This window comes from Halobellus sp. EA9, from assembly GCF_051195055.1.
In the GTDB taxonomy this organism is placed as follows: Archaea; Halobacteriota; Halobacteria; order Halobacteriales; family Haloferacaceae; genus Haloquadratum; species Haloquadratum rubicundus.
Map to the genome: position 1 here is coordinate 23,568 of NZ_JBNTJW010000014.1, position 23,620 is coordinate 47,187.

General features: G+C 57.4%; 18 protein-coding genes and 3 pseudogenes. 6 read left to right on the forward strand and 15 right to left on the reverse strand.

Annotation, left to right across the window (positions count from 1 at the left end; all coding sequences use genetic code 11):
- Positions 1-99: 99 nt before the first annotated feature.
- The 4 genes and pseudogenes from ACQUQ0_RS15525 to ACQUQ0_RS15540 form a co-directional block, all read right to left on the reverse strand.
- A pseudogene (locus ACQUQ0_RS15525) lies at positions 100-234 on the reverse strand (IS630 family transposase); the annotation flags it as partial.
- 317 nt (positions 235-551) lie between these two features.
- On the reverse strand, positions 552-1,415 hold the full coding sequence (locus ACQUQ0_RS15530; protein ID WP_435186441.1) for a hypothetical protein: 864 nt from the start codon (positions 1,413-1,415) through the stop codon (positions 552-554).
- Positions 1,408-1,986 (reverse strand): hypothetical protein, encoded by a 579-nt coding sequence (locus ACQUQ0_RS15535; protein ID WP_435186442.1) that lies wholly within the window; start codon positions 1,984-1,986, stop codon positions 1,408-1,410. The genes ACQUQ0_RS15530 and ACQUQ0_RS15535 overlap by 8 nt, the downstream gene beginning before the upstream one ends.
- The gene (locus tag ACQUQ0_RS15540; RefSeq protein WP_435186444.1) at positions 1,983-3,428 is read right to left on the reverse strand and encodes a DUF58 domain-containing protein; all 1,446 of its coding nucleotides are present in this window, start codon (positions 3,426-3,428) and stop codon (positions 1,983-1,985) included. The genes ACQUQ0_RS15535 and ACQUQ0_RS15540 overlap by 4 nt, the downstream gene beginning before the upstream one ends.
- A gap of 192 nt (positions 3,429-3,620) precedes the next feature.
- Between ACQUQ0_RS15540 and ACQUQ0_RS15545 the strand changes: the two genes are divergently transcribed.
- Positions 3,621-5,606 carry a hypothetical protein gene (locus ACQUQ0_RS15545; RefSeq protein WP_435186445.1) on the forward strand — a complete coding sequence of 662 codons (1,986 nt, stop codon included), beginning with the start codon at positions 3,621-3,623 and terminating at the stop codon, positions 5,604-5,606.
- 212 nt (positions 5,607-5,818) lie between these two features.
- On the opposite strand, the gene ACQUQ0_RS15550 is transcribed toward ACQUQ0_RS15545, so the two are convergent.
- The 8 genes from ACQUQ0_RS15550 to ACQUQ0_RS15585 form a co-directional block, all read right to left on the reverse strand.
- The gene (locus ACQUQ0_RS15550; RefSeq protein WP_435186446.1) at positions 5,819-7,657 is read right to left on the reverse strand and encodes a PGF-pre-PGF domain-containing protein; all 1,839 of its coding nucleotides are present in this window, start codon (positions 7,655-7,657) and stop codon (positions 5,819-5,821) included.
- A gap of 459 nt (positions 7,658-8,116) precedes the next feature.
- Positions 8,117-9,385, reverse strand: a complete 1,269-nt coding sequence (locus ACQUQ0_RS15555) for an RNA-guided endonuclease InsQ/TnpB family protein (protein ID WP_435186448.1) — start codon at positions 9,383-9,385, stop codon at positions 8,117-8,119.
- Positions 9,386-9,557: 172 nt separating this feature from the next.
- Positions 9,558-10,787, reverse strand: a complete 1,230-nt coding sequence (locus ACQUQ0_RS15560) for an ABC transporter permease (RefSeq protein ID WP_435186449.1) — start codon at positions 10,785-10,787, stop codon at positions 9,558-9,560.
- Positions 10,784-11,881: an FtsX-like permease family protein gene (locus ACQUQ0_RS15565; RefSeq protein ID WP_435186450.1), complete on the reverse strand. Its 1,098-nt coding sequence runs from the start codon at positions 11,879-11,881 to the stop codon at positions 10,784-10,786. The genes ACQUQ0_RS15560 and ACQUQ0_RS15565 overlap by 4 nt, the downstream gene beginning before the upstream one ends.
- 122 nt (positions 11,882-12,003) lie before the next feature.
- On the reverse strand, positions 12,004-12,741 hold the full coding sequence (locus ACQUQ0_RS15570; RefSeq protein WP_435186464.1) for an ABC transporter ATP-binding protein: 738 nt from the start codon (positions 12,739-12,741) through the stop codon (positions 12,004-12,006).
- A 319-nt stretch (positions 12,742-13,060) separates the two neighbouring features.
- Positions 13,061-14,074: an AAA family ATPase gene (locus ACQUQ0_RS15575; RefSeq protein ID WP_435186451.1), complete on the reverse strand. Its 1,014-nt coding sequence runs from the start codon at positions 14,072-14,074 to the stop codon at positions 13,061-13,063.
- Positions 14,067-15,131: a DUF4350 domain-containing protein gene (locus ACQUQ0_RS15580; RefSeq protein ID WP_435186452.1), complete on the reverse strand. Its 1,065-nt coding sequence runs from the start codon at positions 15,129-15,131 to the stop codon at positions 14,067-14,069. Before ACQUQ0_RS15580 ends, ACQUQ0_RS15575 begins: the two co-directional genes overlap by 8 nt.
- Positions 15,132-15,407, reverse strand: coding sequence for a hypothetical protein (locus tag ACQUQ0_RS15585; protein WP_435186454.1), 276 nt, complete (start codon positions 15,405-15,407; stop codon positions 15,132-15,134). It abuts the gene before it with no gap.
- A 92-nt stretch (positions 15,408-15,499) separates the two neighbouring features.
- Here ACQUQ0_RS15585 and ACQUQ0_RS15590 point away from each other — a divergent pair.
- The 3 genes and pseudogenes from ACQUQ0_RS15590 to ACQUQ0_RS15600 form a co-directional block, all read left to right on the forward strand.
- Positions 15,500-16,525 (forward strand): annotated as a pseudogene (locus ACQUQ0_RS15590) (DUF1616 domain-containing protein); the annotation flags it as partial.
- A gap of 820 nt (positions 16,526-17,345) precedes the next feature.
- The gene (locus tag ACQUQ0_RS15595; protein WP_435186456.1) at positions 17,346-17,912 is read left to right on the forward strand and encodes a metal-dependent hydrolase; all 567 of its coding nucleotides are present in this window, start codon (positions 17,346-17,348) and stop codon (positions 17,910-17,912) included.
- Positions 17,913-18,008: 96 nt separating this feature from the next.
- Positions 18,009-18,356, forward strand: a complete 348-nt coding sequence (locus ACQUQ0_RS15600; protein ID WP_435186458.1) for a hypothetical protein — start codon at positions 18,009-18,011, stop codon at positions 18,354-18,356.
- Between the two features lie 145 nt (positions 18,357-18,501).
- Here the strand turns inward: ACQUQ0_RS15600 and ACQUQ0_RS15605 are convergent, their stop codons facing one another.
- A complete protein-coding gene (locus ACQUQ0_RS15605; RefSeq protein WP_435186459.1) occupies positions 18,502-18,762 on the reverse strand; it encodes a hypothetical protein in 261 nt (86 codons plus the stop codon).
- A 191-nt stretch (positions 18,763-18,953) separates the two neighbouring features.
- Positions 18,954-20,195 (reverse strand): RNA-guided endonuclease InsQ/TnpB family protein, encoded by a 1,242-nt coding sequence (locus tag ACQUQ0_RS15610; RefSeq protein WP_435186461.1) that lies wholly within the window; start codon positions 20,193-20,195, stop codon positions 18,954-18,956.
- Between the two features lie 16 nt (positions 20,196-20,211).
- Here ACQUQ0_RS15610 and ACQUQ0_RS15615 point away from each other — a divergent pair.
- Positions 20,212-20,400: pseudogene (locus ACQUQ0_RS15615) on the forward strand (type II toxin-antitoxin system PemK/MazF family toxin); the annotation flags it as partial.
- Positions 20,401-20,537: 137 nt separating this feature from the next.
- Here the strand turns inward: ACQUQ0_RS15615 and ACQUQ0_RS15620 are convergent.
- The gene (locus ACQUQ0_RS15620; RefSeq protein WP_435186466.1) at positions 20,538-21,767 is read right to left on the reverse strand and encodes a glycosyltransferase family 2 protein; all 1,230 of its coding nucleotides are present in this window, start codon (positions 21,765-21,767) and stop codon (positions 20,538-20,540) included.
- 1,407 nt (positions 21,768-23,174) lie between these two features.
- On the opposite strand from ACQUQ0_RS15620, the gene ACQUQ0_RS15625 reads away from it, so the two are divergent.
- A complete protein-coding gene (locus ACQUQ0_RS15625) occupies positions 23,175-23,516 on the forward strand; it encodes a hypothetical protein (protein ID WP_435186463.1) in 342 nt (113 codons plus the stop codon).
- Positions 23,517-23,620: the final 104 nt, after the last annotated feature.

Sequence of the window (23,620 nt, forward strand, 5' to 3'; positions counted from 1 at the left end):
GGCCCTGCCAGTTCGCTGCTATCTTGCTACCGCGAGCATCTGGAACCGGGGCGATTTGAGGCGTATTCTTGGACTGACATCCCCCCACGGCTATAGCGACTAACGAAACTTCTGAATGAATCCGTCGAGGTGATTTTCGATCCACGAGCCTGCGAAACTCAGCTGGTCGGTCAACTTCGTGAAGATGCTATCGAGGAGGGCGCGGTATTCGGCCGCGCCCTCCACGATTAGAGGCCTGTCTCTTACCCACAAGTCCGGGGTGTACTAGAACAGCATTTCGGCTGCTCTCGGCAGCGATCTGAGACTAGAAGAACCGGTGAGACGAAACGCGATCGGCTCCCGGCCACAGGGGTGTTCAAACTACTCTGGGTATACCGCAGGAATCGCGCCCTACGGCGGGTGAAACCGTAGAATTATAGATATTTGTCTTGTCTCGCCACTGGGACAGTTCATGCTATCGACTCAAGTTGTGGGTAAGAGACAGGACTTCAGTCGTGGGTAGCTCAAACCGGTGGAGAATACTACACTACTGGTGTCTCAAATCAGGTATACTATCGACCTGAGTTAGTATCCACATAATATCGGATCCGATAGTCACCGTTTTCGATGCCGGTGTCAGAGACGGTAGCTGTTACTGCGCGGTCGAGGCCGGTTGCGAGTCCGACAGCGATGAATGAAACGACCGGATGATTGAATCGCGTGAGGGGACCATATGCGGAGCCGCTCACAGTGATGGTAATGGCGTCAGTCGTGGTATCGACTTCTGCGCGGGCGGTTTCGACTAATTCGAACTGGGCAGTAAGTGCGTCGGTAAGCTGTGTGCCGAGCGCTGATGGAGTGTCTCCAAGCGATCCAGAGAGTGCACGGGTGAACGATTCAAATAACCGAGTGCCGCTCGGGACAAACGCAACTCCATTCTCGGGTGGATTTTCCGAGGCGATGATCGTATTTGCGAGCGATGAGGAGTCCGGAAGTGCGTACTCGTCGCGTTGCGGGACAAACAATTTCGCAGGATCGTCCGTATCGGGCGTGGGGATATATACACGTTCCTCTGTTAACCCGAGTTCAGTGACGATTGCTTGTTCGTTTTCAGCGAGTGCAGTGTACACGTCACGCCCAGTATCCGAGGCGATAAACTGCTCCGGAGTAAGATACAGCGTCAATACTCCGCCGAAGAACCCGATCCCAGCGAGTGACAGCAGAATCGTTCGCGCCGGTGGTATCGCCAGTCCAGCAACCGTGGCGACAACCGCAATGCCGACAAGTCCGATTGCAGTCCGTCGGTACTGGGTTTGTTTCGCACGAGTATACGACTCGTACAACGCTTGATTTTCCTCTTCAAGCAATTCTACCTGCGTGAGTAGCTCCTCCCGTGATGGGGTATCCTCCTCGGTCAACGATGCGGTATCACTCATCACTTGTGCTGGAACCTGTTGAGAGGTCTTGCACGTCGTTGGATGACGTCACGTGTTGGCTTTTATCCTCCGGAACGAAGCGAGCCAGCCCGACTACCCCACCTATGAGGAGACTCAGGAACACGAGGCCTGTGATAAGGGGAGTCGTGCGTAGCGTTAGAATGTATACGATCACTGTCAGGCCCCCGGTCAGAGTGAAGTATACACCTAATACTCTGGGTTCCCAGCCGGATTTCAAGCTATCGCGTACTAGGATGCCGATGAGAAGCGCGAACATAGCGATGAGTAGTGGAGTGTCCGCAGACACGGCTAGTCCTCCAATGGCTACGACACCGATTGCTACCGCGATCACGGCAGGCAACACGGCCCACACAATCGTCACGGCGATCCAGACCAGAACTCCTTGTGGACCGAACAGCAACCAGCACACACTCAACACGAGCACGAGCACGATCGCATCTCGGGGGACGAGCGACGGAGCCCAGTCGTGGACTCCAAGCCGTTTCCGGACAGTCGTGAGGGCGGCAGACAGCCGTGTTCGATCAGCCGAGTTAGGGGACTGGTGGCTCACGATTCAGCCCTCCGATCGCGGAGAGTACGACCGGCTGTCAGGATGCGTGCTAACCGGTCGTTTGGACCGACTTCAAACGCTTTCACCCGAGGTAACGAGGTGAGACTTCGTCGGAACTCCTCAAACTGCGTGTAGCGACGGTACGTAGCGTCGAGATTACGAAGAGTGCCGTCGCTGAACAGCGTGGTTGGAGTGAGGTACACGAGGACCTGGCCGTCTCCGCGCTGGGCGACTTTCACGGCTTCACGCAGCGCTGCGCGGTTCTCATCGTCAGTAATGATGATGGTTCTCGTCGCTCCAGTGTTTCGAGCCGTAGCGAGCCGTGCTGCGTGAAACAATGGTCGGTCTGCCACGCGTTGGATGTACGCATCGGTCGCTTCGAAGAACGGGCGGAGTTGATCACCGAATACTGTATCCGTGGGGAGTCGCGCAGCAGCCTCCCGGGCTCGTGCCGGGGGAGTCACGTCCCCATCCAGTGTAGACTCGTCGGGACGCGTGGGGGTCAAGGCTTGCAGTTGTTGTATCACCGTTTGATACTGGTCCGGTGTCGTACTCGGCGTGGTCGTGTTCGTCAACCCTGCATTGCCGACAGTATAACAGCCGAGTGGATCGCCGAGGTGCTGTGCACTGGCGACAATCCCTAACGCAACTTGTCGTGCGAACGCGAGTTTCGTCGCCCCTTGTGGGCCGTCATCCATTGTGTGGCTGTGATCGACGAGTAAAACGGTTTCAAGATCGGTTTGAGCTTCGAATTCCCGTACGTACGGTTCTGCGAGCCGTGCGGTCGCTTTCCAATCGATCTGTTGAGCTGCGTCACCCGGCGTGTATTGTCGGAGTTCTGCTGGCTTGAGCCCGCTACCTGTGCGGCCTGTATCGTGTTCGCCGAACCCGGAGGCAATGCGTTCACCACCTTCGCCGATGTGAATCGCTTGAGGGGCCCGTGGTTCGACTGTCACGGTCGGGGTTGTTCCACGCTTGACAGTGTGGCGAAACAGGTCGAACCGGTCGGTGAACGTGATTGTGGCAGAGTTCAATTCGAACTGTCCAGCGACCGGCCACGTGATGTCGAAGGATTCGCGCGCGGCTGCCTCTCCGATCGTAATATTACAGGGCGAGGGCGATGCCTCGCCGCTGATCGGTGGATCTGGGCTGACCGTGATTGATACTGGTGCCGGCGTTGTCGTTGCGACTTCGACCTGTACCAGTGTCGTTTCCTCGGCTGTTACTCGTGTCCGGTCAAGTGTTTGTGTAACAGTGAGTGCCGCTGTTGTCGCGCGGACGTTCGTCACGAAGCGGTACTGTGCGGCGAGGAGCCACGCGCCGATCATCGCCGCGCCGACGAATACCACCGGCGCACTCAGGATCACGCCCCACGCAACCAGGACCGCACACACGCCGCCGAGGATCACGAACCGGTCTGTGATCTGCATCCGGTCGCTCATCGCGTACCGTGGTCCTTAATATATTGGTCTTTTGGCAGGCAGTGTCCCGCAATACGTTCGCTTAGCAAAAGCCATTACTTGACAGATACTCTTTTCCCACGGCGCCATTTTCAATTCAGTGTGACGCGTGGGGCTAATTCGGCGTGGGACAGAGCGACCACCAGTGTAGTGATTATCACAGTGCTTCTGCTGGTGAGCGGAGTTCCAGTAGCTGCTGACCGCCCACAACCGGGCGATCAACCGCCGTTGCAAGTTTCGACCACACCAGTTGCAGCGAATAATACGACGGTACAACACGAGCGCCCGAGCGATGTTAGTGAGGATGGGAACACAGAGGCGCTCCGACAATGGCTTTCCAGCCGGCTGTTAACGCGGTTGAACGAAAGTGCGGTAGCGATCTCTCAACGCGAGTATCAACGAGGCAAAGCCCTCCTCGGGTCTGAATTCACGTCTCGGTTAGAACAGTACGTCGACGTGGCGGGCGAAACCAACGACCCGACCGATGATCAAATCGCCGAGCGAATCCGCGACGCGACCACCCAACAACGATCTTTCGCTGAGGCTGTCGAGACGTACGAGGAAACGTACGAACGATACCAACAGGCGCGCGCAAACGGAAATACGACAGCTGCACGGCAGTACGCACGAACTCTACAAAACCAGTCCGCGCAGATTACTGCGTTGAACCAGTCACTAACCGAGACGTACGAGGATCTGACTGCCTCTGGGGTCACGGTCGGACAAACTCCGGCCGCCATCTCGAACGTAACTACCACTATCGCCGCTCAACAAGCTCAAATACAGTCTCAAACGTTTGTGGAAACCCGGCTGCGGGTTTCGGTGAATCAAACCACGGTCTCGTTTACTGATCCGCTTCGGGTGACTGGACAGTTGACGACGACGAACGGCACACCAGTCGCCAATCAATCGATCGAAATTCGAATCTTCCAACGGCAGTACACTACGACAACCGCATCGGACGGGTCGTTCGCTGTCTGGTACCGTCCGGTTGCACTCCCAGTAACTGCTACAACAACTACAATCGCGTATGCGCCGCGTCCGACAGCACCGTATCTCGGAACGACCACGACGTTCCCTGTAGCGGTCCAGCAAGTCACGCCATCACTCACACCGATTGTTCAGACTCCGTCAGTGCAGTACGGCGACACGGCCATAGTAACGGTTCGTGTCACCGTTTCCGGACAACCTGTCCCATCAGTGCCCGTGACAGCCACACTTGCCGGGCAGACCGTGAACCGAACGACTCGGCGTGGAACCGTCACTCTGAAACAACAGATTCCGGCGTCACTTTCGGTCGGCAATCGATCTTTGACTCTCACGCACGCCCGCGAGGGCTTGGCAGTCGCACCGGCGACAACAACGACATCTATCACGGTGACAGAGACACAGACAGACCTCACCGTCACAGCAACGACTGCTGCGAAGCAGATTATGGTTCGTGGACGGTTAACAACAACTACAGGAAATGGCGTTTCAGCACAACCAGTGAGTCTCACCATCGGTGACGCGGTGGTAACAGCGACAACCAACGAGACTGGGTGGTTCCGTCGTACTGTGAACGCGACCACAGTCACGGAGAACGCGTCGATGATCCCGATCACAGGACGGTTCGACGGTCAAGGAACGAATCTAGCACCAACTGAGGCCACAACTATGGCGTCGCTCTCACAACCCGAAGTTGATCCCGGTGTTATCGACTGGTCGCTTGAAACACTCACTGGCCTCCTCGCTGGGATCCTGCTTACAGTGTTGCTCGCCGTTTTAATGTGGCGACGTCGACGTGCGAGTACTCCAATGGCTACTGGAGGTGATGATCTGGATGCTCCTGACATCGCATCAACCGGTGCAACGTCCGATGCGGCAAATCAGTGGTTAACGCTCGCACAGGACCGACTAACAACGGGACCGAACCATCACCCTAATCGCGCCGTGACTGCGGCTTATGCGGCGATCCGTGCCGCGTTCGCAGACCAAATTGAAAATGCGGACTCTCTTACTCACCGCGAATTTCGTACGGCGTGTGCTACCCATCTGGACTTGGAGGACGAATCTGCGCTTGAAACTGTGATCCAGGGATACGAACAAACCACGTTCGCACAACTTGATTCTGCACGCGCGGACGATGTCGTTCAAGCCGCGAAAACACTAGTCAAGTGAGCATTTCTTGACATCCTCCCCGTGCTCGAATTTTCCGTAAACTACCCTACTGCGGCTTCAGTCTTGACCTGCTAGATTCATCTCCCACGGCGTCTCTCGCTCAAATTTAGCAGATGATGGCTGAAGCCCCACTACTCACTCGCCGCTGACGCGGCTCGTTCCTTGAGGGTGGGGCTTCCTGCTTCCACGTTGCCCTTCGCTATGGAAGGAGGTCAATTCCGACTGACCGTGATAAGGAATCCTGCAAGTGCAATTATGAACAGCAAAGCAGTGAATCCAGGTGTTCCAGTATTTGTACTGGTGGGAGTTGTTGTCTCAGTTGGTGTGATGACTGACGAAGGTGTCGTTGTCGCCGTGGCGCTTCGAGTTGTAGACCTCTCCCCTGCGGGGTCATTCTCGTCGTTTGTCGCGGTTTCACCTGATCCGGTAAGTAACCCAGCGTAGACGCCGTTCACGTACACTGCTGCACGCTGTGTTCCCGACAATTCCCGCACTGTGTGTGTAACGGTTGTCGTGTTGCCGGCAGCGATCGTAACTGTCCGCGTGGTCCGGCGGTCACCAATCATAAACTCTACCGCATAGTCGTTCGATGACGTGTTCTGATTCTGTACAGTCGCTGTGACTGTCGCTGGTGTTCCCGTCGAAATATTCGGGTTGTTAATCCCCACGTCAACGACTGCCGGAGCTTGTGCGGTTCTCTCAGCGATCACGAACGATGATAACCCCGGTGTTTCTGCGTGCAGCGTGACTGATGGTCCGGCCGTGCTGACTACGTCCGTGTCCAGCCGCGTCCACTCACCGTCGTGTTCCCGGTACACAGCGACGGCATTAGCACTCAAATTCGAGTCTTTCAACCGGGACTGTTTAACAGATAGGTTGAATGCTGCCTGTACTACATTGTCATCGGCGAGACTGTGATCCACCGTTACAGTCCCGACTGCTTGCTCACCCGGTGCTGTTTTCTGGGCTGTGTCTCGGACAGAAATATTCGCTGTATACTGCGCGACGTTCTGAGATTCAATCCGCACCGTGTTTGCTGTTAGTGACCCGCTGTCTGATGTCGCATCTGTCCTGATGATTGCTACTGCTGATTCGTCCGTCTCTGTATCAGCATCTGACTGGTTGATACGTACATCGGCTGCGACTGATGCATTCGTGAGCCGTTGTGTCGTTACTGTTGCCAGGGATGCACCCGGTGTCGTTCCGGTCGGCCCGCCTGTCGGCGTTGACGTGGCCGTGCTCTCCGGCGTTTTGATGGCTGTCGGATTCGTGCTCGGAGCTCCGCCAGCCCCGCCAGCATTCCCGCCTCCCGTGTTCCCGCCGTTGTTCGAATTATCGGAATCCGTCGTGTCAGTCTCAATCGTCACTTCAGTTATGTCACTGATCCCGAGAAGTTCATCTCGGTCAGTACGGGGGATTTCTTGATTCCCGCGCACTACTCCGAATAGCTTGTACTCACCGGACGACAACTCCTCGGTAGATAGCGTCGCTTCGTATTTGTTTTCCTTGCCGTCAACCTGGTCGGCAGTCACCCGAACCTCTTCAGAATCAGTTGCTAAAACCGCTTCAACGCGATTAATGTCTTTCTGTTCATTTACTCCACTGATCTCTGTCACAGTGAGATTCACCTGCACTTTATCGCCCTGCGTGACTGTTGTCGTCTCCGGGTTCGTCTCAACCGTATACCCCTTTACCACGACAGGATGCACAGCTACTAATCCGGGATCTGTGATCGTTACGGCCCACGATCCAGGTGCTCCCGAAAGCTCGAACTCGACCGTTGCATCGCCTTCCACATCTCGCTTAGCCCGAACAGTGGTGCCGCGAGGGTTCTTCAGCAGTACATCGTACCCGGCCTCAGGCCCTTCCGTATCGACGACCAGGGTTTCTCCTTGCTCGACGCGAGTTACGTGGGTGACCTCGAATCCTGACCGTTCACGGTCCGGAACATCAAGCATCTGGTTGGTCGAGATATCGTACGTCGCAGCCGAGCCAAGTGGGATGAATAGCAACCCAACAAATAAACACAGCACGACTAACCGACGATCCATATACCACCTCATTCTCTACCCGCTGATATCAGACTTGTGTCTCACCGAAAGTCGAGGTTGATCGGTACTGACATCCTCCCACGGCTAAAGCCCTGTCTCTTACCCATAAGTCCGGGGTGTACTAGAACAGCATTTCGGCTGCTCTCGGTAGCGATCTGAGACTAGAAGAGACACACTGGTGAGACGAAACGTGATCAGCTCCCGGCCACGGGGGTGTTCAAACTACCCTGGGTATACAGCAGGAATCGCGCCCTACGCCCGGTGAAACCGTAGAATCATAGATATTTGTCTTGTCTCGCCACTGGGACAGTTCATGCTATCGACTCAAGTTGTGGGCAAGAGATAGGGCTGAAGCCGTGGGCTCTCTCCTCGAAACGCTGTCACGGACGAAGGCGGATGACGTCATACTATTGACATCCTCCCCGCCCTGAAGGGCGAGGATTCCCGAGCGTTGGGATATTAGGGTTTGCAACCCACCTGTTCCCTCGGGTGGAACGACCCAGAGGTTTGGTTGAACAGGTGGACTGCTGGCCGTGCCAAACGACCGTTACTCATATCCTCCGTGGGAGGATTCTGAGTTATCTTTCTGCGAATGTTCACCGCACCGTTCACGTCTGCATTCATCGTCGTCCCGCACGACTCACAGACGTACAAGCCACGCTCTACACGATTCGCATCACGCTTCCGACCACAACACGAACACGTCTTGCTCGTATCTCGCTCTGAAACGCGGTCAACGACGATACCGTGTTCTTCGGCCTTGTATTCGAGCAACGTAGTAAAGCGGTCGAACTCCCATCCGTGGAGTTTCTTGTTCCCACGCTTCCTCCAGTTCCGAGACACACCGTTCTCGTCCTCACGAATGTCACTCAACTCCCCGATGGCGATGCGACCAACCTCGTGGTCGATACACTGCTCAACGATGTGCTTGGCGAGCGCGTGCAGGAAGTGGTCTTTCCGACGAGACAACTTCTGACGGGTACGAAGGGCACGACGTGATGGGCCGTTCTCACCCTCTGTATCGTACTCGTCACGGGTGAAGTAGTGTTTGTCCTGTTTCAACACGTTCCCCGGGTACAACTCGGCGTCACCATCGTCGTAAGCGATGGCGAGGTAATTCTTGATGCCGAGGTCGATACCCGCCGTGTTGTCGCCGGGTGCGTCCTCGACAGGAATCTCGACCTTACAGACGAGGTGGAGTTCCCATCGGTCGCCGTTCCACACGGCTCGCACTTGCTGGATGTTCTCTACGGTCACGTCCGGGCGTGTCTCGTACTCTGCGAGGATGAAGTCTGAGCGGTGGTTCTTCAGGTTGAAGCCCTTGCTCAGACGGAGTTGGTTGTGCTTGGAGTCGTGCTTGATGCCGTTTTGCTTCCACGTCACGGTGGAGCGTGGATGATTGTCGCCCCGCTTTCTGTAACCGGGTGGATTCGCGTCTGTGTCACCGTTCTTGCGCTTTTTGAACCAGCCGGTGAACGACTCAGCGAGTTCTTCGAGAACGCGCTGACTTGACTGAGAATGGAGGTCACTGTATCGTTCGTGGTCTTTTAGCTCGCGTTTGAGGTCGGCTTCGGACGGAATCTCGCCGGTATCATCCCATTCTTGCTGGATGTGGTAGCGAGCGACGTTCCACAGTTTGGATGCTGAGTGTCCGCAGTCATCGAGGTCGTCACTCACCTGAGAGTGATTGACGATTTTCGCTCGATATGTGCGGGTTGTCTCCAGCATCGGACTGTGTTCATAAGCACTTATGAAGAATTAGGTATTAAAAGTAACGACCGGGGCGTGGAATATCCGGCAGTGTCATCGGCGGTGGGTTGTGTAGGAATTGTCGGCTGTATCCCCGCCCTGAAGGGCGGGGTTTTAGCCTTGCAACTTTCATAAAGAAGTTTTCGCCCTGTCATCGGAGATGTTCCAATGGGTGGACCCGACCGAGATATAGCGTCGCGGCGATGCCCCCAATTAGACTGATCCCGATTGAGACAGCGACACCCCCGAGCAGGATACGGTCTGACAGCGATACGACGTTCTCGAACCCGGTGATAGCGACCGTCACTTGATTGAGTGCCCAGACACCGGGCCATGCAAGCGCTACCCCGAGGAGTCCACCGAGAAGTCCGATACAGAGTGTGTTCGTAACGATCACGAGCACGAGAGACGACTGCGACGTACCGAGTGCAGTTAACGCGCCGAACGTTTCCCGGTACCGAGCAACGAACGACAGTTGGAGGTTCATTAGTAACAATACGCCAGCGATTATCGCTAACAATACGAGGCTTGCCCCGCTAGCAATCACGATCGCTTGATCAGCTAACGTCGCTCGCAACTGTTCTTGATTTGTTCGAATCGTGTATTCAGGGTACGCTCGTTCAAGTTCGGCTTTTGTTTCAGTGACGCTTGCGCCGTCCTTCAGTTTCACTGTGATCATCGCTGCTCGGTCGCTCGCAGTCAATCCGGCAATTTCCTGGAGTTCACTCGGTGGCATCACGACCGTTGCCGCACCGACTGTGCTGGAGTACATATTTGAGATCCCAACAACGGTGAATTCGTTTTGTCGTGCCACGGATGCTGTCGCACCAATATACAGCGTGTCGCCGACTGACACGTTGTATCGATCAGCAACACGTTGACCGATAATGACTTCGTGCACCATCGGGCCGTTGTAGTTTCCGTCGCCGTAGTGAATGTCGCCGCGTTTGATGGCTCGGCCCTTACTTACTGGAATGGCGTTTGGTGTCGATGCGGCGCCAACGCCAATCACCGAATCAAACTGTGACCCGTTTTGACTGATATACACGGCTTGGAATACGAACGGGTCCGCTGTAGCGACGTCTTCTCGCGCATTGAGTTGGGCTTCAAGTTGGTGTGCGCCGACGATTGAGTTCTCGAACGCACCAACACTACCTGGTTGAATCTCGATCGGGCCGCCGCTGATCCACAAGTCTCGACCCGCTTGGTCGAACTTTTGTTGCCCGGTTTCGACGACGCCGATCCCGACGCTCACCAATAGCACGGAGGCGAGTACTGCCATCGCTACGCCGACAACAGCTAGGACAGTCCGTGTGCGCTCGTGTCGTAGGATCGATACAGCAACGCCGATCAACCCTCGCCATCGGGTGAAGCGACTCACTCCGAAAGCACCTCCAGTTGCGTTGTCCGGAGACTCAACACAACCGGGTACACTGCACCGACACCACCGATTAACACGGCGACACCGAGCGCGTACAGAATCACTCGCGGATCAAACCGAGCCACAGCGTCAATACCGAGTGTTGCGGTACCGAACGCGTTTACACCTGCGATACCGACAGCACCAACCCCGATCCCGACTAGCCCGCCGAGAAGGGCGATCACGACCGTTTCAGCGGCGATGATGAGTGAGCGAGATCGGCGGGAAAATCCCATTGCGGCGAGCATCCCGAGTTCTTGCCGTGATGCGTTGACCTCTAATCCCATCAGCGTCGTGACGAACAACACTCCAACGACGACGGCGGCCACAAGCGCTGCCAGCGCGATCGCTAACGGGAGGCTCGATGTTGACACCTCTTGTGCAGCTAAGCCACTGCGCGTCACTACTGTCGTACGCGGATACTGTGCGGCGAGTTCCTCTCGAATACGGCTATTCGTGCTGACAAGGATTTGATCCGCTTGATCACCGGTTTGCGCCCCGCTCATCGACTGTAACTCACTTAAATGCATCACAGCAATCGGGATCGTCCCGCCAATCGACGGGGCTTGACTCGTCGATACGTTCGTCACGGTGAACCGTCGGTCCGGTGCGCGCGAGGACGACAGCGTCATTCCCGACGACGCGTTCAGCAAAGTGCTAGCAGCGTCGTTCACGACGAGCTCGCCGGTCCACGTCCCGTTGTACGTCCCGTTCGCGTAATACGGATCTCCTGGAGTCATTGGGGCTGTCGATAGCCCAAACACCTCTACTCCAGTACGAGGAATGATCCCGACTGTTAACACGTACGTTTGTTCTCCCGTGACGGTGTCTTGAAACGGGATCAACGTCAACCGCACCGGTGTCGCATAGTCAATTCGCTCGTCCTGATTCAGCGACTCGGCGGTCGCGTGCACGTCACCGAGATTCAACCCGCCCGCTCCGACGACCACGGATTCCGTCGAGGACTCTTCCGGCACAATCCAGTAATCGACATCTTCACTCTCGATCACCGCTTGCGAGGCTAAGCCTGCTGCAATCCCCGTTACTGATACCATCAACCCGATCGCTAACGCAACCCCGAGTACGCTTAACACGACGCGATGTGGCGCGACACGCACGCGACCAACCACACGGGCTGCGGCCACACCGAGTAGCGACCAGAGCCGTTGCACGCGACTCATTGCGGTGCGGTGCGTTCTCGCACTTGCCCGTCGTGGAGTCGCACGACGCGGTCACAGGCCTCGATTGCCTGCGGGTCGTGTGACGCTAATACGACAGCACGGTCTTCGTCCGTGATGCGACGTAGTAACTCCAGCACGCGGGTGCTTGCTTGAGAATCCAGTTCTCCTGTGGGTTCATCAGCTATTACGAGCGCCGGCTCGGTCGCCAACGCTCGCGCGATCGCCACGCGTTGCTGTTCGCCCCCCGATAACTCGCCAGGACGGTGCGTGGTCCGCGTATCTAACCCAACGTCAGAGAGCAACTCCGTCGCACGATCCCGACGGGCGGATTTCGACCAGCCAGCCTCAACTAACGGGAGCGCAACGTTCGACCGCGCCGTCAGCGACGGCAGCAAGTGGAAGCGTTGGAAGACGATCCCGACATACTCCAATCTGAGTTTCGTCCGTTCGCGTCCTGAGTACTGATCCGTCGCCGTCCCAGCCAACGAGACCGTCCCACTTGTCGGGATATCCAGCGCCGCCAGTAAGTGCAACAACGTAGATTTCCCGCTGCCGCTCGGCCCCTCGATTCCGACGACTTCACCGGGCTGAATCGACATCGAAACTCCGTCGAGCGCCTGGACACTCGGTGCGGAGCCACGGCCAAACATCCCGGTGTCTCCCCGGGTGTACGTCCGAGTGACATCCACCGCCGATACAACCGGAGTCGTCTCGCCACCCGGCGCGTCATCCATCTCGGGGACCATCAACTGTCCTCACTTCTGACACCCGCCGAAATAACCGTTGCGCTCGCTGTCGCCGCCCGCGTCTGCGGCCTCGGACACACCTTCCACCGCAACAGGACTACAGGCTGCCCCGAGTTAACCAACAGCCGGCCAGGAACTACCCATAATGTTGGTTAATACTGGAGGTAGTTTCGCCATTGCTCGGTTAGAACGGGAGTCCACTGACAAGCCTCGGGGCTTGACCCCGAGGCAGTTGACACGAGAGCGTTTGAGACAGTAGCTCTTGCGTCTCAGTCGCAACCGCCTCGGTCCCAGGGGTGGCCCAGAGTCAATCGTGTGCGACATCCGATTCGGACGCGTCTGGAACGGCCTCATCGACTGGCGGTTCACTAATCCCTTCACTTTCAGGAGGTGACACTGATGAGGCAATATCTTCGACGATTTCGAGCGGGGCGACGTCACCTAGTTCCGCATCCGTTGTGAGAACAAGTCGGTGTCGCAACACCGGGACGAGCATTGATTTCACGTCATCAGGGATGACGTAGTCCCGGTCGTCGATCGCTGCACAGGCTTTCGCCGTTTGAAGCAACGCCAGCGACCCCCGCGGTGACGCACCGTGGGCCACGTCCGGATGCTCTCGGGATGCTGCCACGACATCAAGAATATACTGCTGGACGGCTTCGGACACGTATACAGCAGCGACAGCCTCACGTGCTGCATTGATGTCGTCCGTATCGATGACCGCCTCTATGTCGTCGGCATCCATCGTCGGATTCCCATCGAACTGTGCGAGTAACTCCTGTTCGGCGTCCGCTGACGGAAGATCTACGGTGAGCTTGAGTTGGAAGCGATCACGTTGCGCTTCAGGTAAATCGAACGTTCCTTCCATCTCGATCGGGTTCTGCGTCGCAATCACGAAGAACGGCGACGGGAGCGATAGCGTCTCCCCTTCGATCGAGACGTGTTCTTCCGCCATTGCTTCCAAAAGCGCCGATTGGGTTTTCGGCGTCGCACGGTTGATTTCGTCGGCCACAACGACGTTCACGAACACCGGGCCTCTCTGCAGCTCGAATTCACCAGTCGATTCACGGTAGACGTTTGTCCCCGTGATATCTGCTGGCAGAATATCCGGCGTCATCTGAATTCGATTGTACGACAAGCCGCTGGCGTTCGCAAACGCGTGTGCGAGTGTCGTTTTCGCTACCCCTGGCACGCCTTCCAGCAGGACGTGCCCCCGAGTCAGTAACGCGATCGTGAGAGAATCCGTTTCCTCATCCAGGTCGACTAGCACCCTCCCAACCTCTCCTCGAATCTCTTCAGCCAGCGTCGCCGGATCAGTCATCAGTATCCGGTTGCTGACGCCGTCTCATCAAACTGTCCGTTACGCGCTCTATTCGGTCCGCATCCCACTCCGGATGTCGTTCACGGATCCCAGCTGCAATCTCATCGGCAGTCCGCGGGACGTCAGACATCTCCGCCTCCCGTCTCGTGCGGAGTCGCCGAACAAGCAGGGGCACATACGGCAGCCCAACAACTCCGATCACGGATGCCGTCCCAACTAGGAACGCAATCCAGCCGGATCGCTGCAACAATAACTGGAACGCGACCAGTGGTGGCACTCCGACCGTATGAGACACGTCTACTAAAACGGCATCGTGCGGCGCCACAACTGACCGCAGGAACGCCCCATTATCCGCTCGTTCTACCATCGCATTCAGGAACAAACTCGCATCGCTCGCTACGATGACGTCTCCGTCCCCGACTGACTCCACAGTGACGACCGGATGCCGACTCAGTTGTTCGTCGCTGTTTAGCGTCTCATCACGATTCAGATCCCGGTAACTGAACTCCGAGGACGCGAAGAGGACGGTTGCGCCGCTCGGACGCACCGTCCCGCCGTGGTTCAGCATAATCGCGCTGGCGTTCTGTGTGTATGTGTGGTTTGCTACTGCTGTGGCGCGAGGGAATGCGGGACTCGGCCCGGCCCGACGTTCATCACGGAGTGGCACCGGGTCAATCCGTGCGTTCGCGCCGATCTCCGCTAACAACGGATTACTGTGTTCCCGGAAATCATCCGCAATGAGGAGGGTCCCGCCTGCTCGCACAAACTCTCGGAGCCTCGCTGCTTCCCGATCAGTATACGACTCTGTCGGTGAGAACACCACCGCGACCGATGATTCCGGAGGCACCTCCTGATATCGCGTCGTGTTCTGGACGACGACCGGGTCCGCGCCCAGTGTAGTTGCTGTTTTTCGCACTTCCGAGGTCCCATCCCACGCCGGATTGTACGCGCCGAATGCCGCTGTCGACGTCCCCGCGCTCACCATTATCGTCACGCCCAGTACGACGGCAAGCGCATAGAGCAGCAACTGTGGATACGACGGACGGTCCCACGCCACTTAGATCACCCCCGGTGGCAGGATGGCGAGGATTCGGCGAATCACGATGTACCCGAATACGAGTAACCCGATGCCGATCACCCACATAAGACGGCGTCGCCACGCCGGCGTCACGGCGAACGGTGCTGTCAATTCCGTCACGACGAGCAGACCGATCAGCGACACGACGAACACGAGTTCGAATGAAAGAGCTCCGAGGAGTGCCAACACAAGCACTGTCCCGAGCTGCCACGCCAACGTCCCGGCGATGAAGCGTTGACGGCGACGTGTCACCATTACCGTATCCTGCCAACGAACGCATTTGTACCTACCGCCTCACGGCACCGGGACCGCCGGGCTTTTACTCACTAACCTCGTGGCCCCGTGTAATGGATCGCTGGGCTATTCCGGTTCGCATCCCCCCGTATCTTCGTTCCCTCCCAGCGGACCTCACGGCGGTTCTCATTTCGGTGGTTGTAACGAACCTTGCGGTGTTCCTTCCTCTCGTTAGCGACTCTCCGCTCCGCGTCATCGTCGGGCTCCCATTTGTGCTTTTCATCCCTGGATACGCGTTCATCGCCGCCTTGTTCCCGGAAGCTGGTGAGTCTCCACACGACGACACCGAAAGTGAATCGGGCTCGGAGGAACGCGTCGAATCTGAAGAGCGATCTGGGATCGATGGAATCGAACGCGTCGCCTTATCATTCGGGCTCAGTATCGCAATCGTCCCGCTCATCGGACTCGTACTGAATTTCACACCGTGGGGAATCCGTCTCGTCCCAATTCTCACAGCCCTCAGTGCCTTCGTCATCGTGACGACTATCGTGGCTGCACGCCGGCGATGGGACGTACCTGACGAGGACCGATTCACCGTCCCATATCACCAATGGCTCGATACCGCACAGACTGAGCTGCTTGAGCCAGACACACGCACCGACCTCGCGTTAAACGTATTGCTTGTCGTCTCGATCTTGCTGGCTGTCGGGAGTGTCGGGTACGCTGTCGCTGTTCCGCAACAAGGCGAAGCATTCACCGAATTCTACCTGCTCACCGAAAACGAGACCGGAGAGCTAGTCGCCGATGGCTACCCGACCGAGTTCGTGGCTGGCGAGCCTCAGTCACTCGTCGTAGGGATCGGGAACCACGAACATCGCCCCGTCACTTACACCGTAATCGTCGAAATCCAACGTGTCGATATCGTTGAAAATGACACCGTAGTGCGAGATGCGCAGCAATTACGCCGGTTCGAGACTCGTGTGGGGCCGAACGAGACGTGGCATCGGCAGCATACTGTCGCCCCACGCCTCACAGGCGACCGGCTCCGACTGCAATACTTATTGTACCGCGACGAGCCCTCTACTCCGTTGAATCGGTCTGCGGCCTACCGAGAACTCCACTTGTGGGTGAACGTCAGTGCAGCCTCGTCCGGGAATACGGCCAGCCAATTGCGCACTCAAGAGAACCTGCCGCCACCCCAGAGTGCGGCGTCCTCTACTCTTTCGACAGTCGAAAGCAAATTCCAGTCCCGGTCGGTCGGTTCTGCTAGTTCTAGATCCCCTGATAATAGTGGGGCCGTAGAGTGATCTCGCTGTCGGTTGTCTCTGTTATTCGGCGTGCACGGACGGATCTATCAGCAACGACCGGCGCGCTACCCGGCGGTCAAAGGCTGTTTGCCGGACTTATCTCCCAACTGTGGATTGCAGATGGTACTCTCTGTCTTCTCCCGGGTCCCCAGTAGATCTGATGTCAGAGCCGAACGCGATCCGCTCCTATTTTTGCAGCATCCAGTACAGTAGGCCGAGTGTCTCCCGAAGCGTCACCCCAGCAGCGAACACGTACACTGTTTCTAACGGCAGTGGAAGAAAATCGATCGTTGCGACAGCTACCGACATCACGAGTGCCATTCCAACCCACCCGAGTGCGAACCGCCGATCAGCTCCTGTGGACTGTATCCCTAACGCGGCCATACATGACCTTTCACGCAATCTAATTATATAATTCCACCTTGTGCTCAGGGGCCCATATGGAAATCTGCATCATATGAGATGTTCGCCCCTCGCTCAAATCTCAGTGGCTGTGGATTTCGCCTCTCTCCCTCTAGGCGCCGAACCGCCGTGCCTCAGACCGTGAGCCACTACTGCCCAACGCCCAGTACAGCACGGATGTGCGGTTCGACACCACCGTCGAACCGAGGATGTGGACAGACACTTGTACGCGAGGCGTGACACGCAGTCTGTGCTCCCGTTCGGCCACGCTGCAACCGCGTATCTCTGCTACGCTGTGTACGCCGTGGTGACCAGTCGGCGACTCCCAGCACGCCTCGCACTCTTCCCACTCGCACTCGGCAGCCAGTTCCCGGATCTGATCGATAAACCACTCGCGTACTGGAACCTCGTCCCGTACGGCCGCTCACTCGCACATTCAGTATTCACGTGCGGGCTCGTCATCGCGCTCATCTGGGGCAGTTTCCACTACGCGCGAGATTACTGGGACCCTGGAAGTTGGCAGGACCGCCTGCGAGTGGTGACCCCAGCGGCATTCGGAATCGGCTACACGAGTCATTTGCTCGGCGATTCGTACACCGCACTCCTTGCAGGGCGATTCGTTGACGCGCGGTTTCTGCTATACCCGCTGTACCCGCTGCCCGAGAGTCCGGCAGACGATATTCCACCGTGGCTGCGATTACTCCGAATCTATCAATATCTGGACACGCATCCGCAGTTTGGGCTCATTATTTTCGCCGTCGTTGTCTTCCTCGGGATTCGAATCTGGGCGTCGGTAAAACCACGGTTGGAGCGGTAGCTAAGACCGGAAATGTGGTCCAACGGGCCCGCGGAGGAAGCCACGGCGAAACTACTCCCAGTATTAACCAACAGTTAGACAGTTACGCGGCACACGTTGGTTAAAACAGAAAGGACCCCGATCACCGCCATTCAACAGGGCACCTATTTGGCGTCTCTTGAACACGATCCGGAGACGGTTGAGGACATCAACGAGTCGATCCCGCGGCACGAAGGCAACCTGTCGGCTCTCCTCACTCGGATGCTGTGGCGGGCTGCCGACGACGAGAATCATCAGAAGAGCGTCGCTGACGTCGGTGTCCTCGTGTGCGACACGTTGGAAGCGATACCTGATTTCGAGGAAAACAGTGATGAGCACGCGATGTGCCGGGCCAGCGCAATGGAAACTCAAGGTGACCCAGCCGTGTTGACTTGGGCGCAGGGTCAAGACTGGCTTGTGCTGTGAGCCGTCTCAGAGCCAACGCTCCGAGGCACTCGCCTTGCTAAGTACACAGTGAGCGATGCGGTGTGTCGACGCGTCGAGTGTGTACAGCCTTCCAGAGTAGCGCGGCGCCGTTGCTGCACGGCGCTCGATCACTGTGCTGCTGTCGTCACGCGTCACTTGGTAGGTCGACGGGGCGAGAAGAATCATCCAGTTGCGCTTGAACGTGCGCTTCCGTAACCGTGTCAGCACCGGCTGCGGCCGCGGTTTCGCCTGCCCGGCGAAGGATATCCAGTGCAGTACCGATGTGTTCGACCCCGGCGCAGTACTCGTGGACCGCGTCAACAGCAGTGTCAGTAATCCCGTCGGAGGTGAACGCTGCGTCGACGTGCGTAAGGAGGATGTCTCGGTACTCGTCGGTATCCGGCATCGAAAGCACCCGGCGTACTGGCTGGTGTTTCCTGAGGGTGGGGTTGCTATGGTCAAGCGCCGGGTGTCGCGTCGCCGTCGCCACGAACCCGGCAGTGTACCCAGCACCACCTGCCCGGCCGACGCCCGTGTTTCCAGGTAATGTCAACTGCCTCGGGGTCAAGCCCCGAGGCTTGTCAGTTGACTCCCGTTCTAACCGAGTAACTCGGCAGGCGTGTACTCGCCATTCACGTTCAACGCCCCTGACTTGAGGGCCAGTTGACTGGTGACCCATCCACCGCGAGACGTCTGCCCGCGATGGATATACCCGCAGTACCGGTTGGCGATGTTCTTCGCCGCGTTGTAATCCGCGTTCACCTCATACCCACAATCCAGACACTTGAACTCCTTGTCGTCACGATTATTCTCGTGGGTAAACCCACAGTGAGAACACCGCTGACTCGTGTACGCCGGGTTCACCGTATCCACGAACAACTCAGTGGATTCGAGTTTGTACTCGACGAGTTCCACGAACTTCGCGTAGGCCCACTGCTGGAACTTCGACCCGTTGGCGATGTTCTCGCAGATGTGGTCAAGGTTCTCGAAAATAATGCCGTCTACATCCGCGTCTTGGGCTTCTGCGATGAGGTCGTTCGCTCTGTTGTGCAACCAGTCCAGCGACCAATCCGACAAGCGACTGCCGATGGACTGAATCGTGAGGTGCGCGGAACGAGTGCCTGCCTGTTGCAGTTTGGCGCGGCGTTGTTCGTATTGGTTGCGCTTGTGGGTGAGGTAGTCCGCACTGCCGATGAACGCTCCCGTGGAGGTGACGGCGAACGCGCCAGTCACGTTTAAATCAACACCGAGAACCACTCCGTTCTCGGTGGCGTCATCACGTGACTCGGCTTCTTGGCGTTCCGTTCCGTCACCCTCGTAGTCGGGGGTTTTCAGCGTGACGTGCAGGGAGAACGTGTCATCCTGCTCGTCGTATTGGAGCGTGGCGCTTGAGGCATCCCACGCCTCGTTCTCGTAGTACCTGCCGAACGGGTTGTTTTCTCGTTCGTCCTCGGGCGGAAGAACGTATTCAGTAGTGACTCTGCCGTTCGGTGTGGAGAGCGTAGCGTGGTCGTCATTGAACGTCGCAGAGCGTTTGTCGTACACGACGCTCCACGAATCGAACTCGGGTTGACTCGTCTGTTCGCCGTGCTTCAGTTTCTCGACTCCTGCATCGACGGCTTCGATTGCTCGGCGGATGCCTTTCTGGACGAGGTTGGCGGTGAGGTCGGTTTCATCGCGCAACTCGTCATATAGAGCGTTTTCGGCCTTGCTCTTGCTGGTGATACAGAGGTCGTCGTAGCGCCACGCCCACTCGCTGGTACGGTTGGCGCAGTGCAGGAATTGGGTTTTGGTTTGATGGAGGTCGCCACGACGCTCTTCGGGCACGTCGACATTCACAAAGCAATACACGTCTGGAGACACCTACCCGTTCGAGGTAGAAGTACTAGCTTCGGATACCGCTCTCGATCACGATTCGGTGGCAGATCTCAGTCAAATCCGGGTTGTCGACATCGACGAACGTGTAACAAAGAACATTGGATCTGTCCCGCCATCAGATATGGTGCAAATCGACTCGGCAATCAAAAATAGCCTCGGCATTTGAGCGAAAAGTTCGGTCAGTGTATCGCCTGAACTGAACGGATCGAAGCGAGAGGGGGGATGAATAGTCTGCACCGACTATCCACTTGCGAGTTACTCGACGGTGACGCTTGACTCGTCCCGCGGTGACGAGTCGGAGTGTTACCGATTGTGACTCACGGTGCTAAGAAAGAACGCGTTGAACACGGTTTGCAGCCCGATGACGATGGCGGTGAACGCGATGACGTCACCAGTCCGCATCGGTAACTGCGTGAACCCGGTCGCGGCCCACTGGACGACGAGCCACCCGGCGTACGCCACGCCAGCCAGCCACACGCCGGCACCGATCGTCGCCATACGCTCTAAATTCAACCGGTCGATCAGCGTCGTCGTCAGCACGTCCTCGGACCGTTGAATCGGGTCACTCGCCACCGTCGCAAACGCCCCGAGATTCGCCACCTGATACCCGACGATCGTGAGTAACGCCCCGGCGATCGACGTGTGAATCCCGAACGACACACCACTCACAGTTACGCCAGCAAACACCGCCAGCATCACGACTACGCCGACCGCGCTCATCCCGATCCCGGGCCCGGTGAACAAGTACCCCGGCGCGTTCACCAGCATAAACCGGACGTGCCGCCACCCGTCCCGGAAACTCTCCAACGTCGCCTCCCCTTCCCGCTCGTGGTACGTAATCGGGATTTCCTCGATTGTGAGATCCCGCGCCCCCGCATCCATAATCATCTCCGAGGCAAACTCCATCCCATCAGTCTTCAATTCCAGTTCATCAAGTATCCCGGCGCGGAACGCCCGGTACCCCGAATGCGCATCACTCACCCCGGCGTCGTAAAACACGTTCAAAAACCGTGTCAACGCCGGATTCCCCACGTACTGATGGAGGGCTGGCATCGCCCCGTCTTTGATCTCTCCGTCAAGCCGACTCCCCATCACCATATCCGCCTCCCCGTTCACCACCGGGTCGAGCAACCTCGGGAACTGCTCGAAATCGTACGTTGTATCGGCATCCCCGATCACGATGTACTCCCCGCGGCACCGTTCGAACGCGTACCGGTACGCGTACCCGTACCCGGGTTGGTCAGGTTCGACAACGATCGCGCCGAGCTCCCGCGCGATCTCCGGCGTCCGGTCATCCGAATCATCGCTAATAACCACTTCCGTCCGGTAACCCGACTGAGACACCGCACGTTTCACCCGTTCAATACACTCCCGGATCCCTTCTTCCTCATTCATCGTCGGCATCACAACGCTGACCGTCGGCGGCACGTCGCTGTCCCGGCCGACAAGCACACTGTCCGGCTGTGACGGCGCCGCAGCAGTGTCCGACTGGTCCACCGCGTCTGCCGCGTACTCGTGGACTTGCACCGTCAAGTCGCTGCGAATCGCTGCATCGATCACGCCCAGCCGCGTCGCGGTCGCCGTGTTGTGTCGTTCGATCGTCCGCGCCGCCTCCGGCGTCACCACTTGAATCTCGTGGTCGAGTTCAGTATCGGACCGCGGCGCTTCATCACCAGTCCCGAACGCCTCACGCAACCGCGCCCCGAACCCCGAACTACCGTCGTCACCCACCGACCCAGTCACCTCACGCCCCACAACCAGGTCAGCATCGTGCTCTGAGAGACTAGCAAACATCGCCGGCAGTGATGCCACACCACCCGAATTCGTGTCCGGGCCGAGAACCGCAACCGCTTCACACCCCGGGTACTGCCGCGTCACGAACGCCAGTCCAGCCGCCACACCAGACCGATCCCGTTCGGCTTCAACAACTTCCACTGGCACCCCGGGCCCTGACTGCACCGCCGCCGGCACAGTCCCGTCAGCCTCGGCGTCAGTCACTACAACGAGTTCATCAATATACTGGTGCAGATCACTCCGCAACGCACTGATCGTGCCAGCATCGTGTTCAGACCGTATTACGACCCCGACGTGTCGTGTCGCCGCATCGGCTTCGCTGACGTGCCCGGTCACCACGTACGCGTCCGACCACCGGTACGTCGCCACGCTCTCATCGAACTCGAGTCGCGCGTCTGTTCCTGGTTGCGGATGCATCACGACCCCCGGCACACCGCGTTGCTTCCCTGCCACCGCAATCGCGTGCCGCGCACCTGCACTGCCAGGAGTAACCTCAACCAACACTGCATCGGTTTTCTCCAACCGCCGCCGCAGCTCCGGAGCGTCCTCGGAGACAGCGACAAGCACCTCCGTCTCCAATCCCGTTACCCGCTGTACAGTCTCAACAACCGCCTCCGGACGCTCATCAGACGTCACTGCATCAATTCCAATAGCTGGCGTCGCCTCTCTGTGCGGCCGTTGCCCACCACGATGCTGCCCCAGATTCGAAGATCCCTTATCCATTCTCACACCCAGCGATCACGACCCCCACAGCCCCGGCACCGCATCCACCCGGGACCGTGGCAGCCCCCAATCGTAACTGTCTGTAAGAAGTGTTTAAAGAAACTATATTAAAGGTTAGCATTACAGCGATATACTCAGATCTTCCAACATAATGGTTTGCCTGCTCGATGCCGTAGACCCTGAAAATCGCAAGCTGATCTAGTTGAAACCCAACGCATTCCCTTAGTTTTCGGTCGTGGAATGGAGTGAATATTCGAATGAGAGAAGGCAAGCAAGTTCAGACAGGTGAAAAAAAAACGCAAGACTGCGGCGGCCCGAAGGGCCAGCAGCGGCAACACAATTGATACGAGAAAATCCACTGCCGTCTTGCGATCAGCAGAATACCCGGGCATCGAAGCGGGGTACCGGTATGGAGGGGTGGCAATGAAGAACAGCGACCAGGCAACGAACACCCCCGAAAATATTAATCTTGTCACAGGAAAAGCGAAAGCATACCTCAACGAGCGCCAGCTCATCGACTATAGCACGGAACGAGAGCAGTTTCTCGACCGGCTTCTCCACTTCGGGAAAGACCCCGAAAAGACCGAAGGATATGCCAAGACGACTGTGAAATCTCGTGCGAATCGAATGGATCAGTTCTATCGGTGGGTCTGGGAAGAAGAAGGCCGATACACCCCGTCTCTCACGCACGAGCACGCAGACGAATACCTTCGACACCATTCGTATTCGGATAAGAGGATAAATCGCAAGCCGACGGCTACCTGAACTCAGAGAACGAAGAGGAGGTGAATGCATCCGTGTTCGGTTAAGCGGAGAAACCGACAGACAGCGCTCTGTTGACGAAGTTATCGTGGTAGACCGCGTGGGGA

Excerpts from the sequence above, each read along its gene's own strand:
- ACQUQ0_RS15530 (WP_435186441.1), bottom strand. The coding sequence starts at position 1,415 with ATGAGTGATACCGCATCGTTGACCGAGGAGGATACCCCATCACGGGAG.
- ACQUQ0_RS15540 (WP_435186444.1), bottom strand. The coding sequence starts at position 3,428 with ATGAGCGACCGGATGCAGATCACAGACCGGTTCGTGATCCTCGGCGGC.
- ACQUQ0_RS15550 (WP_435186446.1), bottom strand. The coding sequence starts at position 7,657 with ATGGATCGTCGGTTAGTCGTGCTGTGTTTATTTGTTGGGTTGCTATTC.
- ACQUQ0_RS15555 (WP_435186448.1), bottom strand. The coding sequence starts at position 9,385 with ATGCTGGAGACAACCCGCACATATCGAGCGAAAATCGTCAATCACTCT.
- ACQUQ0_RS15565 (WP_435186450.1), bottom strand. The coding sequence starts at position 11,881 with ATGGTATCAGTAACGGGGATTGCAGCAGGCTTAGCCTCGCAAGCGGTG.
- ACQUQ0_RS15570 (WP_435186464.1), bottom strand. The coding sequence starts at position 12,741 with ATGGATGACGCGCCGGGTGGCGAGACGACTCCGGTTGTATCGGCGGTG.
- ACQUQ0_RS15575 (WP_435186451.1), bottom strand. The coding sequence starts at position 14,074 with ATGACTGATCCGGCGACGCTGGCTGAAGAGATTCGAGGAGAGGTTGGG.
- ACQUQ0_RS15585 (WP_435186454.1), bottom strand. The coding sequence starts at position 15,407 with ATGGTGACACGTCGCCGTCAACGCTTCATCGCCGGGACGTTGGCGTGG.
- ACQUQ0_RS15605 (WP_435186459.1), bottom strand. The coding sequence starts at position 18,762 with ATGCCGGATACCGACGAGTACCGAGACATCCTCCTTACGCACGTCGAC.
- ACQUQ0_RS15625 (WP_435186463.1), top strand. The coding sequence starts at position 23,175 with ATGAAGAACAGCGACCAGGCAACGAACACCCCCGAAAATATTAATCTT.